We start from the raw sequence: 13758 nt of genomic DNA on the forward strand, positions 1-13758 counted from the left end.
TCACATCCTCTTCCCTGACGCTCATGAAGAGAAACTGTGACCTCCCTCACGGTCATCTTTGCTTTCTTGCCAGCCGCCTGTTTTCCCTGTCAGTGGCAAGAAGGTGCGCGATTCACGACTTTTTTAGACTGCTGACAATGATTTTTACAAGGATCTCCCCATGAGCTTTCGTCATTGTGTAGCCGTTGATTTAGGCGCCTCCAGCGGGCGGGTGATGCTTGCCAGCTATGAATGCGGGCCGCGTACGCTAACGCTGCGCGAAATACACCGCTTTACCAATAGCCTGCAAAAGGTGGATGGCTACGACTGCTGGGATGTCGACCGTCTGGAAGGCGAAATTCGCCGCGGGCTGGTGAAGGTCTGCGAGCAGGGTATCCTCATCGACAGTATCGGTATTGATACCTGGGGCGTGGATTATGTCCTGCTGGATAAGCACGGCGAACGCGTGGGCCTGCCGGTCTCCTATCGTGACTCACGTACCCATGGCCTGATGCACCATGCCGAAGAGCAGATAGGCCGCGCCGAGATCTACCGCCGTAGCGGCATTCAGTTTATGTCCTTCAATACCCTTTACCAGCTCCGCGCGCTGGTTGAACAGCAGCCGGAGCTGGTCAGCCAGGTTTCGCATGCGCTGCTGATCCCTGACTATTTCAGCTTTCGCCTCACCGGCAATCTGAACTGGGAATACACCAACGCCACCACCACCCAGTTGATCAATATTAACAGCGATAGCTGGGATGAAGAGCTGTTGAACTGGAGCGGAGCGCCGCGCGAATGGTTCGGTACGCCGACGCATCCCGGTAACGTGATCGGTCACTGGATATGCCCGCAGGGCAACGCCATTCCGGTAGTGGCCGTCGCCAGTCACGATACCGCCAGCGCGGTGATCGCCGCGCCGTTGGCCAGCAAAAACGCCGCGTATCTCTCTTCCGGCACCTGGTCGCTGATGGGCTTTGAAAGCAAAACCCCCTACACCGGCAGCGACGCGCTGCAGGCGAATATCACCAATGAAGGTGGCGCCGAAGGGCGCTATCGGGTGCTGAAAAATATCATGGGCCTCTGGCTGCTACAGCGGGTGCTGAAAGAACAAAACATCAGCGACCTGTCGGCGCTGATCGCCCGTACCGCTCCTCTTCCGGCCTGCCGTTTCGTCATTGACTGCAACGACGAACGCTTTATCAATCCGGCCAATATGAGCGCCGAAATTCAGTCCGCCTGTCGCGAGTCCGGGCAGCCGGTTCCCGGCGATGACGCCGAACTGGCGCGCTGTATTTTCGACAGCCTGGCCCTGCTCTACGCCCGCGTACTCCGCGAACTGGCCCAACTCCGCGGCCAGCCGTTCAGCCAGCTGCATATTGTCGGCGGCGGCTGCCAGAACGCGCTGCTTAATCAGCTGTGCGCCGACGCCTGCGGCATCACGGTGGTTGCCGGGCCCGTAGAGGCCTCTACGCTGGGCAATATCGGCATCCAGCTGATGACCCTGGACGAATTGAATAACGTCGACGATTTCCGTCAGGTGGTATGCCGCAATGCCGCGCTTACCACCTTTACCCCCAATCCTGAACATGAAATTGCCCGTTTCGTGGCGCAGTTTCAGCCACAACAGACTAAGGAGCTTTGCGCATGACCACTCAACTTGAACAAGCCTGGGATATTGCTAAACAGCGCTACGCTGCCGTTGGCGTGGATGTCGAGGAGGCCCTGCGTCAACTGGACCGGCTACCCGTTTCGATGCACTGCTGGCAGGGCGATGACGTCGCCGGCTTCGAAAACCCGGAAGGGAGCTTAACGGGCGGGATTCAGGCCACGGGGAACTATCCGGGCAAAGCCCGGAACGCTGGCGAGCTGCGCGCCGACCTTGAGCAGGCGCTGAGCCTGATTCCGGGGCCGAAACGCCTGAATCTGCACGCGCTCTATCTGGAATCAGACACGCCGGTGGCGCGCAATGAAATCAAACCACAACACTTCCGCAACTGGGTTGAGTGGGCCAAAACCAATAAGCTGGGGCTGGATTTTAACCCCTCCTGTTTCTCCCACCCGATGAGCGCAGATGGTTTTACTCTGTCGCATGCCAACGACGAAATCCGCCAGTTCTGGATCGATCACTGTAAAGCCAGCCGCCGTATCTCGGCCTGGTTCGGCGAGCAGCTGGGCACCCCGTCGGTGATGAATATCTGGATCCCGGACGGCATGAAAGATATTACCGTTGACCGCTTTGCCCCGCGCCAGCGTCTGCTCAATGCGCTGGATGAGGTCATCAGCGAAAAACTCGACCCGGCGCATCATATCGATGCCGTAGAGAGCAAACTGTTCGGTATCGGCGCGGAAAGCTACACCGTCGGCTCCAACGAGTTCTACATGGGATACGCCACCAGCCGCCAGACCGCGCTGTGCCTCGATGCCGGCCACTTCCACCCGACGGAAGTCATCTCCGACAAAATCTCCGCCGCCATGCTGTATATCCCTCGGCTGCTGCTGCACGTCAGCCGTCCGGTGCGCTGGGACAGTGACCACGTCGTGCTGCTGGATGACGAAACCCAGGCGATCGCCAGCGAAATCATCCGTCACAACCTGTTCGACCGCGTGCACATCGGTCTCGATTTCTTCGACGCCTCGATTAACCGCATCGCGGCGTGGGTGATTGGCACCCGCAACATGAAGAAAGCGCTGCTGCGCGCCCTGCTGGAACCGACGGAACAGCTGCGCCAGCTGGAAGCTGACGGTGACTACACCGCCCGTCTGGCCCTGCTGGAAGAGCAGAAGTGCCTGCCATGGCAGGCCGCCTGGGAGATGTACTGCCAGCGTCATGATACCCCGGCCGGTAGCCAGTGGCTGGATAGCGTGCGGGCTTACGAAAAAGCGGTTCTGAACCAGCGCAGATAATGCCGGATTTTCCCCGGGTCGCGGCTGACGCCTTACCCGGGCTACGGATCGGCGAATTCTGCTCATCCGGATAAGCCGTTTACGACGCCATCACAGGACCTACGGCAGATAAACACCCTATTTACGGTGAGGGCAATTCCCGCACCAAATGAACAGGAATACAAGACTATGCAGAACATCATCAACGCCTGGTTCGTCCAGGGCATGATTAAAGCCACCTCCGATGCCTGGCTGAAGGGCTGGGACGAGCGTAACGGCGGTAACCTGACGCTGCGCCTCGACGAAGCGGATATCGAACCGTTCGCGGCCGATTTTCACGCTAAGCCGCGCTACATCGCCCTCAGTCAGCCGATGCCCACGCTGGCGAACCAGCCGTTTATCGTCACCGGCTCCGGCAAATTTTTCCGCAACGTCCAGCTCGATCCTGCGGCCAATCTCGGCGTGGTGAAGGTAGACAGCGATGGTGCGGGATACCACGTGCTATGGGGACTGACGGACGATGCGGTGCCGACCTCTGAATTACCGGCGCATTTTCTCTCCCACAGCGAACGCATCAAGCTGACCAACGGCAAAGACCGCGTGATCATGCACTGCCACGCCACCAACCTGATTGCCCTGACCTATGTACTGGAGAACAACAGCGATCTGTTCACCCGTAAACTGTGGGAAGGCAGCACCGAATGTCTGGTGGTCTTCCCGGACGGGGTCGGCATTCTGCCGTGGATGGTGCCGGGTACCGATGAAATTGGCCAGGCCACCGCCCAGGAAATGCGCAAACATTCGCTGGTGCTGTGGCCGTTCCACGGCGTCTTCGGTAGCGGCCCGACGCTGGACGAAACCTTCGGTCTCATCGATACCGCCGAGAAGTCAGCCGAAGTGCTGGTGAAAGTCTATTCGATGGGGGGCATGAAACAGACCATCACCCGCGAAGAGCTCATCGCCCTGGGCAAACGCTTTGCGGTACAACCCATGCAGTCCGCGTTAGACCTGTATCAATAACAACATCGCGCCCCGCTCACCGAGACGGGGCGAACTCTGTCACCTGCAAATCATTCCCCGAGTAAGTCGCACTGCAGGAAGGGGGCGGAGTCCACGGATGGACGGGTCGTACAAGCCAACGCATCTGTCATGTGCATGACAACGGGAATCTAACTCAATCATGTGGAGTAAAAGCAATGAAAACAAAGACAAGCTTGATCCTCACCGTTGCCATTATGGCGTTGTCCGGTTCTGCTTCCGCGGAAGTGAAAATCGCCCTCGTGGCGAAATCGTTGGGAAATGGATTCTTCGAAGCCGCGAACGTCGGCGCCCAGGAAGCGGCCAAAGAGTTAGGCGATGTGAAAGTGATTTATACCGGCCCAACCACCACCACGGCAGAAGCGCAGATCGAAGTGCTGAACGGATTGATCGCCCAGGGAGTGGATGCGATCGCTATCTCCGCCAACGATCCTGATGCCGTGGTCCCGGTACTGAAAAAAGCCATGCAGCGCGGTATCAAAGTCGTCTCCTGGGATTCCGGCGTAGCGCCGGCGGGTCGGCAAATCCATCTCAACCCCTCCAATAATGCCCTGATTGGCGAAACCAACGTCCGGCTCGCCGCCGAAGCGTTAAAAACGCTGAATGTCGATAAAGGCGATGTGGCCGTGTTAAGCGCCACGCCGACCTCGACCAACCAGAATATCTGGATCGAGGAGATGAAAAAGGTGCTGCCAAAGTACCCGTCCGTCAATCTGGTCACCGTGGCCTACGGTGACGATCTGTCGGATAAGAGCTACCGCGAAGCGGTGGGCCTGCTGAAGTCGTATCCCGATCTGAAAGTGATCGTCTCGCCTTCTTCGGTCGGGATCGTTGCCGCCGCGCAGGCGGTCAAGGATCAGGGCAAGATTGGCAAGGTCTACGTGACCGGGCTCGGGCTGCCGTCTGAAATGGCCGGGGCGATTAAATCCGGCGCCAGCAAAAGCTTCGCTATCTGGAACCCTATTGATCTGGGCTACGCCGCCACATATCTGGCCGACGATCTGGTTAAAGGGACAGCGAGTAAAACCGAAGCCAGTATGGGCAAGCTGGGTAAAGTACAGCTGGATGCCGACGGCAACGGCGCGATGGCCGAGCCGTTCGTTTACGATGCCAGCAACATCGATAAATTCTCAAAAATCTTTTGACCCCGTTCCCCTCACCGATTCAGGGAGGGGAAAAACTGGAGAATTATCATGATGGCATCCACTCCTCTGCTGTCGCTTAAGGGCATCACCAAGGTTTTCCCCGGTGTGCATGCCCTTGAGAACGTACAGCTCGATCTCTGGCCCGGCAAAGTGACCGCCTTAATCGGTGAAAACGGCGCCGGCAAATCCACGCTGGTCAAAGTCATGACCGGTATTTATCAGCCCGAAGAGGGCGAGATTCTCTATAAAGCGATCCCTATCCAGCTGCCGAACCCGGAGTCGGCGCATAAGGTGGGGATCACCGCGATTCATCAGGAAACCGTGCTGTTCGACGAGCTGTCGGTCACCGAAAATATTTTCGTCGGCCAGTATCTGCATACCGGCCTGCTGAAGAAACTCGACTGGCCCGCAATGCACCGCAAAGCCCGCGAAATTCTCACCCGCCTTGAGGTGCAGATTGACCCACGCGCGACGCTGAAAACCCTCAGCATCGCCCAGCGTCATATGGTGGCGATTGCCAGGGCGCTCTCCTTCGACGCCCAGGTGGTGATTCTCGATGAACCCACCGCCGCCCTCTCGCAGCATGAGATTCTGGAGTTCTATCAAATCGTTGAACGTCTGAAGCAAGACGGGAAAGCGATTTTGTTTATCTCGCATAAGTTTGACGAAATTTTCGAACTGGCTGATTACTACACCATTTTGCGCGACGGCGTCTTCGTCAGCTCCGGCGCGATGAATGACATTACCGAAGAACGGATGGTGGCGATGATGGTCGGTCGCGCCATCACCCAGACCTACCCGAAAGTCGAGTGCACGCCGGGCGAAACGGTCCTGGAGGTGAAGAACCTCTGTCATCCCACCGAGTTTGCCAACATCCATTTTTCGCTGCGTAAAGGTGAAATTCTGGGCTTCTACGGCCTGGTCGGCGCCGGGCGAACCGAGCTGATGCAGGCGCTCTCCGGGGTATCTCGTCCCGCGAGCGGAGAGATCGTGCTGAACGGTAAAACCATGCACTTCCGCCAGCCAGCGGACGCCATCCGGGCGGGTATTGTCTGCGTGCCGGAAGAGCGGCAGAAGCAGGGGGCGATTATTGCCCTGCCAATCGCCCAGAACATTAGCCTGCCGCAGCTAAGTCAACTCAACCCCAATGGCGTATTGAACGCCACCCGCGAATGGCAGCTGGCGAATAAGTATGCCTCACGTCTGCAGGTCAAAGCGTTTAACTGGCAGCAGACGGTAGAAACCCTCTCCGGTGGCAATCAGCAGAAAGTGGTGATCGGCAAATGGCTGGCCACGCACCCGGAGGTGATCATTCTCGATGAGCCAACCAAGGGGATCGACATCGGTTCAAAAGCGGCGGTGCATCAGTTTATGTCCGAACTGGTAGGCCAGGGGCTGGCGGTGATCATGGTGTCGTCGGAGCTGCCGGAAGTCATGGGGATGGCAGACCGCATCATCGTGATGCATGAAGGGCTGATGGTGGCCGAATATCGCGCCGGGGAGGCAACGGCGGAAACCATCGTCAGCGCCGCCAGCGGCCTCGGTCGGGAGGCAGCATAATGGGGCGACAACTGCTTAAACACCGTGAAGCGCTGCTGGCTGTCGTCATCATTATGATGATCGGCGCTATCGGCAGCCGGGCGCCGTCATTTATCACTCCCGGTAATCTGGTGGAGATGTTTAACGACACCGCCATTTTGATCATCCTTGCCCTCGGTCAGATGATGGTGCTGCTGACCAAAGGCATCGATCTGTCGATGACCGCCAATCTGGCGCTGACCGGGATGATTGTCGCGCTGCTCAACGCCCACTATCCCGAGGTACCGGTTTGGGCGCTGTTGGTTCTGGCAACCCTGCTGGGCCTGCTGATGGGGATGATCAACGGCCTGCTGGTATGGCGGCTCGGCATCCCGGCCATTGTGGTCACCCTCGGTACCATGAGCATCTACCGCGGCATTATCTTCCTGCTTTCCGACGGCGGCTGGGTCAACTCGCACCAGATGAGCGCCGATTTTCTCGGCCTGCCGCGCGCCTCGCTGCTTGGGCTACCGCTGCTGAGCTGGTGCGCCATCGCCGCGCTGCTGCTGGTGGGCTACTTTCTGCGTTACAGCCGTACCGGCCGGGCACTGTATACCGCAGGCGGCAACGCTACCGCGGCGTATTACACCGGGATTAATGCGGGGAAAATGCAGTTCATCAGCTTCTGCCTCTCCGGCGCGCTGGCGGGCTTTTGTGGCTACCTGTGGATCTCGCGCTTTGCCGTCGCCTACGTTGACGTTGCCAACGGTTTTGAATTACAGGTCGTGGCCGCCTGCGTGATTGGCGGCATCAGTACGATGGGGGGAACCGGGCGCGTCATCGGCTGCCTTTGCGGCGCGCTGTTCCTCGGCATCATCAATAATGCGCTGCCGGTAATTGGTATCTCACCGTTCTGGCAAATGGCGATCTCCGGCGCGGTCATCGTTATCGCGGTGGTGCTCAATGAGCGCGGCAACAAGCGACACGGGCGGTTAATTCTGCGCAGTGCGGTGGTTGCCGCGCAAAAACAGACGGTGAAATCATGAGCAAAATAATGACCCCGGAAGAGATGATCAACGTCGCACCTGCGCCGTCACCGCTGCGCCGCCTGCTGTGCTGGGAAGGATTTTTACTCGCGGTCACGGTGGTGGTTTTCGTGGTCTGCGCGCTGGCCTCGCCCTACTTCCTCAATATCTGGAATCTGTCGGACGCCACCTTCAACTTTACCGAGAAGGCGATTGTGGTCCTGCCGATGGCGATGTTGATTATTGCCCGGGAAATCGACCTCTCGGTCGCCTCCACCATGGCGCTGAGCTCAACGGTGATGGGCTTCTGCGCGGCGGCGGGGATCGATACGCCGCTGCTGGTGGTCGTCGGGCTGGGGGTGGGTCTGCTGTGCGGTCTGTTTAACGGCCTGCTGGTCACGCGCCTGAATCTGTCGTCGATCGTCATTACCATCGGCACCATGAGCCTGTATCGCGGTATGACCTACATTCTGCTGGGCGACAAAGCGCTGAACCACTATCCGGACAGCTTCGCCTGGTTCGGCCAGGGCTATGTGTGGGGCGCGCTCTCGTTCGAGTTCGCGCTGTTTATTCTTCTCGCCATCGCCTTTGCTTTCCTGCTGCACAAAACCAACTTTGGCCGCCGCACCTACGCCATTGGCAATAACCCGACCGGCGCCTGGTTTTCCGGTATCAACGTGAAGCGCCACAACCTGGTGCTGTTTGCGCTGGTCGGGCTGATGTCCGGGTTAGCCGCCGTGCTGCTGACCTCCCGACTTGGCAGCACCCGCCCGACCCTGGCGATGGGCTGGGAGCTGGCGGTCGTGACGATGGCGGTACTCGGCGGCATCAATATTCTCGGTGGTTCCGGCAGCATGGTGGGGGTGATTATCGCCGCCTTCCTGATGGGGCTGGTGACCTTTGGCCTGAGCCTGCTCAACGTGCCGGGCATTGTTATGTCAATCATCATCGGCGCGATGCTGATTGCGGTGATCTCGCTGCCAATTATTACGCGGCGAGTGATGCAGCGAAGACGGATCTAATGCCGGACGGCGCTGCGCCTACGAGAGAACAGGCCCACGCAAACGCAGCGCCGCCGGGCATAAAAATCACGGTAATTAAGGAGAATTATGATGAGTTTTATGTTGGCACTTCCCAAAATCAGCCTCCACGGCGCGGGCGCTATCGGTGATATGGTCAAGCTGGTAGCGAATAAACAGTGGGGCAAAGCGCTGATCGTCACCGATGGCCAGTTGGTCAAGCTCGGGCTGCTGGACAGCCTGTTCGCCGCGCTGGATGAGCAGCAGCTGTCTTATCATCTGTTTGACGAGGTCTTTCCCAATCCCACCGAGGCGCTGGTACAACAAGGCTATGCGGCGTATCGGGAGGCCGGGTGCGATTACCTCATCGCCTTTGGCGGCGGCAGCCCAATCGATACCGCCAAAGCGGTAAAAATCCTCACCGCTAACCCGGCGCCTTCCACCGCTTACTCCGGCGTCGGCAAGGTGAAAAATGCCGGCGTACCGCTGGTGGCGATTAACACGACGGCCGGTACCGCGGCAGAGATGACCAGCAACGCGGTGATTATCGACTCCGGGCGTCAGGTCAAAGAGGTGATTATCGATCCGAATATTATCCCGGATATTGCGGTGGATGACGCCAGCGTAATGCTGGATATTCCGCCATCCATCACCGCCGCAACCGGGATGGACGCTCTGACCCACGCCATCGAAGCGTTTGTTTCCGTCGGCGCCCATCCGCTTACCGACGCCAACGCGCTGGAGGCCATTCGCCTGATATCCCGGTGGCTACCGAAGGCCGTTGAGGACGGGCATAACCTCGAGGCGCGCGAACAAATGGCATTCGGCCAGTATCTGGCGGGCATGGCATTTAACAGCGCCGGACTGGGGTTGGTCCATGCGCTGGCGCATCAGCCAGGCGCCACCCACAATCTGCCGCATGGCGTATGCAATGCTATCCTGCTGCCGATCATCGAAAATTTTAACCGCCCGAACGCCATCGCTCGCTTTGCCCGCGTGGCGCAGGCCATGGGCGTGGACACCCACGGTTTGAGCGATGAAGCCGCCAGCACAGAAGCCATCAACGCGATTCGCGCACTGAGCAAACGGGTCGGAATCCCGCAAGGCTTCAGCCAGCTTGGCGTCACCAAAGCCGATATCGAAGGCTGGCTGGATAAGGCGCTGGCTGACCCCTGCGCGCCATGCAACCCGCGCAGCGCCAGCCGCGATGAGGTCCGTGAGCTCTATCTGGAGGCCTTATGATCCGCAAAGCCTTTGTCATGCAGGTCAATCCCGACGCGCATGAGGAGTACCAGCGTCGCCATAATCCCATCTGGCCGGAGCTGGAGGCGGTACTCAAAGCACAGGGCGCGCATCGCTACGCGATTTATCTCGATAAAGAGCGCAATCTGCTGTTCGCCACGGTGGAAATTGAATCTGAGGAGCGGTGGAATGCAGTCGCCAGTACCGATGTCTGCCAGCGCTGGTGGCAACATATGCGCGATGTGATGCCTGCCAATCCGGACAACAGCCCGGTGAGCGCGGAGCTCAAAGAGGTGTTTTATCTCGCTTGAATCGCCCGGAAACCGGGTATAAAAAACGACGCCGCGGGTCACTGCGGCGTCGTGCCTGGCGCTCGGCCACGCCGGGTTATGGCCAACTGCACGATCAGGTCGTCATCGCCTTGCCCTCTACGCTGCCCTGGGGGGCTTTACCTGATAATGTGATAGCCGAGATAAGCGTGACCACCAGCGCTATTCCGCCAAGGATCATATAGGTGTCCTGGAAGCCAATCCGGTCATACATATTGCCGGCAAACGCGGAGAGGAAAATCGCCGCCACCTGTTTGGCAAACTGAAAACCGACCAGGTAGATCGTCGCCGACAGTCGAGTATCGAAGACGCCGGTGATGTATTTAAAGGCCCCCACCAGCAGGAACGGAACCTCGAGCGCATGGAGCATTTTCAGCGCCACCACTTCAGCGGCCGTCGTGGCAAACGATGAACCGATCATCCTTGCCGCCATCACCATCCCGGCAATCAACAAGGTATTTTTGGCGCCGATACGGTTAATAATCCATGGTGAGCAGAACATGATAATAGCATTGCAGATCTCCCCGGCAGTGGTGGCAAAACCAAACGCCCGCGTGCCTGCCTCCGGGGTGGTAAAGAAGGATTTAAAGAAGGTGGCGAACTGCTGATCGAACACGTCATAGACACAGGCCACGCCAACCACATACAAAATAAACATCCACATTTTGCGCTGGCGGAACATGCGCACCGCGGTTTTCAAATCCACTGCGGAACGATTGGCCCCCAGGGAGCCCAGCACCTGGGTCGCCTGACTGGCCTGCGGCTTAGCTATCGCCACCAGTACCAGCAGCAGCAAGGCCGCGACCGATCCCATCCAGAAAACCCATTCCGGGTTGACGCTAAACAACATGCCTGCCGTGGTCGCGCACAGCGCCCATCCCAGGCAACCGAAGGTACGCGCTTTGCCATACTCAAACCCGCTATTCCGGCTGACGCGCTCGATGTACGCCTCCATCGCCCCGGCGCCCGCGGAAAACACAAAGCCGATATAGGCACCGCCGCTTAACGCGCCGACCCAGATATTGGTTTTCAATAACGGAGCAAACACGTAGAGGAAGAACGGCGCAATCAGCACCAGCAGGACGGAGACGACCCACATCAGATGCTTCTTTAGCCCCAGCTTATCCGAGATAACGCCCAGCACCGGCTGAAAACAGATCGCAAACAGAGACAGGCTGGAAAACACAATACCGGTCTCGGTTTTGTTCAGTCCGATAACGTCCGATAGCCAGATCGGCAGAAACGGAAAACAGGTGGCCATGATGAAAAAGTAGAGAAAGAAGAACAGCCCGAAAATCCAGAAGTTAGGGTTGTTTTTATGGGTACAGGCGGTCGGGTTCATTTTTATATTCCTCAATAAGGGCCGCCGGGCGGCCCATTGCCATCACACGCGTTGCAGACCAATCAAAATGGCGCTTTCCGGGTCGAGAATCGGCAGCGCCAGTCCCGCCTGTTGCAACCACTCGCCGCTTACCGTCTGCGGTGAGGTCATCCACGCCGGCAGCTTGCGCATGGTGTGACCGCCCTCCCCCGTTATCTGAATATTCGGGTGATCAAGGAGCGTAATGTGATACCGCGCCCCCGCCTCCAGGCCCGCGATGCGCAGCGGCGCCATCAGGCTGTAATCCGGCATCGCCAGTTGGCTCACCAGAAACAGCGCCTGCCCCTTATCTTCGCTGACCACGCCGTGTGCGAGGGTAGTAGTGTCCGGCATATCCAGCCGCCACTGCACACCATGGTGAATCACGTCGCGCCACTGCTTATGCAGCGCCGCATACTTGCGGTAGCCGGCACGCTCCTGTTCATCGGCGCTCACCGGATCCAGCTCCAGCCCCATATGACCAAACAGCGCGGTCAGGCCGCGAAAAGCGATACTGTGCTGGCGGAAGGTGGCGTGACAGTGACGGTTGCCGATATGGGCCCCCATCACTTCCGGCGGGAAGAAATAGCTCATGCCGCGCTGGATGGTATTACGCTCCAGCGCATCGTTATTGTCTGAAGCCCAGAAGCGGTGGCTGCGTTTAAGCACCTCGTAATCAATGCGTCCGCCGCCGGAAGAACAGGATTCAAACTCGATCTGCGGGAAGCGGGCCACTAAGGTATCCAGCAGGCGATAAAACTGACGGGTTTGCGCGTCGGCCGCCGCTTTGCCGTTATGCGCCGGCTGCACCAGCTCGCGGTTCATATCCCACTTCACGTAATCAACCGCATGTTCGCCCAGCAGCCAGCTCATCCGCTCCAGCAGATAATCGAACGCCTGAGGGATATTCAGGTTCAGAACATACTGATGACGTCCGGTCAGCGCCTTATAGCCCGGCAGCGCCAGCACCCAGTCAGGATGCGCGCGATATAAATCGGAGTTCGGGTTAATCATTTCCGGTTCAACCCAGATGCCAAACTCCATGCCCAGCGACTTCACATGCTCAATCACCGGCGTCAGACCATTGGGATATTTCTTCTCATCGAGATACCAGTCGCCGAGCGCCGCCCAGTCGTCGTTGCGGCCTTTAAACCAGCCGTCGTCAATGATAAATCGCTCGACGCCCAGCGCCGCCGCCTCATCCGCCATGCGCATGATGTATTGCGGATCATGGTCGAAGTAAATCCCTTCCCAGGTATTGAGATGCACCGGTCGCGGCTTATTGTCCGGAAAACGAATGATCTGCTCACGCAGATAGCGGTGGAACTGCTGGCTCATACCGTTCAGCCCCTGAGCGGAATAGCTGGCATAGAGGCTGGGTGTCCACAACGTTTCCCCTTCCGCGAGCGCCATTTCGCCCGGCAGATACAAGGCTTCCGCCTGCAGGTAGCGGCGGCCGTCGGTTTTCACCTCCGCCCGCAGACGGTGGTTACCGCTCCAGCCCAAATGCACGCCCCAGACCTCTCCCTCCATTTCGCAAAACGCCGGGCTACCGGTAATCAGCGCCGGGAAATGTTCATGGGAGGTGCGTCCGCGGCGATTTTCCAGCACAAAACTGTCGTGCTCAAGGGTCAGACGATGCGGCTGAAATTCGCGAATCCAGCGGCCGTGGAACGCCATAACTTCGCGGGCACGTTCGGCAACCGGGAGCGTCACGGCCAGGCGATCGACCTGCCAGGGCTGCGAGCGAAGATTGGTTAAGCCATGTCGGACGCGCAGGACGCCGCTGCTATCGAGCTCAATCTCGCTATCCAGACGCAGACCGGCCTGCTTGTCTTCGCTGGTCAGCGTTAAGCGCTGCCCCTCGTGGAAAATCCCGGTAGTCACAAAGACCGGCGAACCATCCAGGCCCTGACGATGCCCTTCAATTCCCGGCGCGCCGAACAACCCGTGGCCCAGCTCGGCCATCAAGGTGACCGGCGAGTCAACATCAAGGCGACCGTTGGCGATCGGGCGAGCAAGTGTGTCAGCATCCTGCGGCGAAAAGTGCGCTAAATGCGGCCCCCAGTAGATAATTTCGGCGAACGGCTGGGTTTTGATTACCACATCAACCGTGGCGCTTTGCAGACGTAAAATCGAATCAGACATCAGACATCTCCACAACAAGGAATGTCTTACTGTTGATCCGAAACGTTTCGGGTAACAACCAAAACGTTTCGG

General features: G+C 58.5%; 11 protein-coding genes. 9 read left to right on the top strand and 2 right to left on the bottom strand.

Going from position 1 to position 13758, the window contains the following annotated elements; all coding sequences use genetic code 11:
• The first annotated feature begins 160 nt into the window (after positions 1-160).
• The 9 genes from rhaB (at position 161) to rhaM (ending at position 10160) form a co-directional block, all read left to right on the top strand.
• Positions 161-1627, top strand: a complete 1467-nt coding sequence (gene rhaB, locus GRPL_RS21480; protein WP_032698450.1) for a rhamnulokinase — start codon at positions 161-163, stop codon at positions 1625-1627.
• Positions 1624-2883 carry an L-rhamnose isomerase gene (gene rhaA, locus GRPL_RS21475; RefSeq protein ID WP_032698451.1) on the top strand — a complete coding sequence of 420 codons (1260 nt, stop codon included), beginning with the start codon at positions 1624-1626 and terminating at the stop codon, positions 2881-2883. Before rhaB ends, rhaA begins: the two co-directional genes overlap by 4 nt.
• Positions 2884-3051: 168 nt before the next feature.
• Positions 3052-3882 carry a rhamnulose-1-phosphate aldolase gene (gene rhaD, locus GRPL_RS21470; protein ID WP_032698453.1) on the top strand — a complete coding sequence of 277 codons (831 nt, stop codon included), beginning with the start codon at positions 3052-3054 and terminating at the stop codon, positions 3880-3882.
• Positions 3883-4058: 176 nt separating this feature from the next.
• Positions 4059-5045 (top strand): rhamnose ABC transporter substrate-binding protein, encoded by a 987-nt coding sequence (rhaS, locus tag GRPL_RS21465; RefSeq protein ID WP_032690100.1) that lies wholly within the window; start codon positions 4059-4061, stop codon positions 5043-5045.
• Positions 5046-5093: 48 nt separating this feature from the next.
• Positions 5094-6605 carry a sugar ABC transporter ATP-binding protein gene (locus GRPL_RS21460; protein ID WP_032698455.1) on the top strand — a complete coding sequence of 504 codons (1512 nt, stop codon included), beginning with the start codon at positions 5094-5096 and terminating at the stop codon, positions 6603-6605.
• On the top strand, positions 6602-7609 hold the full coding sequence (locus tag GRPL_RS21455; protein WP_162180055.1) for an ABC transporter permease: 1008 nt from the start codon (positions 6602-6604) through the stop codon (positions 7607-7609). The genes GRPL_RS21460 and GRPL_RS21455 overlap by 4 nt, the downstream gene beginning before the upstream one ends.
• Positions 7606-8610, top strand: a complete 1005-nt coding sequence (locus GRPL_RS21450; RefSeq protein WP_032698458.1) for an ABC transporter permease — start codon at positions 7606-7608, stop codon at positions 8608-8610. The genes GRPL_RS21455 and GRPL_RS21450 overlap by 4 nt, the downstream gene beginning before the upstream one ends.
• A 90-nt stretch (positions 8611-8700) precedes the next feature.
• Positions 8701-9849, top strand: coding sequence for a lactaldehyde reductase (gene fucO, locus GRPL_RS21445; protein WP_032696649.1), 1149 nt, complete (start codon positions 8701-8703; stop codon positions 9847-9849).
• Positions 9846-10160 (top strand): L-rhamnose mutarotase, encoded by a 315-nt coding sequence (gene rhaM, locus GRPL_RS21440; protein ID WP_032690106.1) that lies wholly within the window; start codon positions 9846-9848, stop codon positions 10158-10160. The genes fucO and rhaM overlap by 4 nt, the downstream gene beginning before the upstream one ends.
• Positions 10161-10254: 94 nt before the next feature.
• Here the strand turns inward: rhaM and GRPL_RS21435 are convergent, their stop codons facing one another.
• Both GRPL_RS21435 and GRPL_RS21430 read right to left on the bottom strand, forming a co-directional pair.
• A complete protein-coding gene (locus tag GRPL_RS21435) occupies positions 10255-11520 on the bottom strand; it encodes an MFS transporter (protein WP_032696650.1) in 1266 nt (421 codons plus the stop codon).
• A 42-nt stretch (positions 11521-11562) separates the two neighbouring features.
• Positions 11563-13686: an alpha-galactosidase gene (locus GRPL_RS21430; RefSeq protein ID WP_032698459.1), complete on the bottom strand. Its 2124-nt coding sequence runs from the start codon at positions 13684-13686 to the stop codon at positions 11563-11565.
• Between the last annotated feature and the right edge of the window lie 72 nt (positions 13687-13758).

The organism is Klebsiella planticola ATCC 33531 (assembly GCF_000735435.1).
GTDB lineage: Bacteria > Pseudomonadota > Gammaproteobacteria > Enterobacterales > Enterobacteriaceae > Klebsiella > Klebsiella planticola.

Bases quoted from the DNA above. Each gene is read 5' to 3' on its own strand.
- GRPL_RS21430 (WP_032698459.1), bottom strand. From the start codon at position 13,686: ATGTCTGATTCGATTTTACGTCTGCAAAGCGCCACGGTTGATGTGGTA.
- rhaA (WP_032698451.1), top strand. From the start codon at position 1,624: ATGACCACTCAACTTGAACAAGCCTGGGATATTGCTAAACAGCGCTAC.
- GRPL_RS21450 (WP_032698458.1), top strand. From the start codon at position 7,606: ATGAGCAAAATAATGACCCCGGAAGAGATGATCAACGTCGCACCTGCG.
- rhaD (WP_032698453.1), top strand. From the start codon at position 3,052: ATGCAGAACATCATCAACGCCTGGTTCGTCCAGGGCATGATTAAAGCC.
- fucO (WP_032696649.1), top strand. From the start codon at position 8,701: ATGAGTTTTATGTTGGCACTTCCCAAAATCAGCCTCCACGGCGCGGGC.
- rhaM (WP_032690106.1), top strand. From the start codon at position 9,846: ATGATCCGCAAAGCCTTTGTCATGCAGGTCAATCCCGACGCGCATGAG.
- rhaS (WP_032690100.1), top strand. From the start codon at position 4,059: ATGAAAACAAAGACAAGCTTGATCCTCACCGTTGCCATTATGGCGTTG.
- rhaB (WP_032698450.1), top strand. From the start codon at position 161: ATGAGCTTTCGTCATTGTGTAGCCGTTGATTTAGGCGCCTCCAGCGGG.
- GRPL_RS21435 (WP_032696650.1), bottom strand. From the start codon at position 11,520: ATGAACCCGACCGCCTGTACCCATAAAAACAACCCTAACTTCTGGATT.
- GRPL_RS21460 (WP_032698455.1), top strand. From the start codon at position 5,094: ATGATGGCATCCACTCCTCTGCTGTCGCTTAAGGGCATCACCAAGGTT.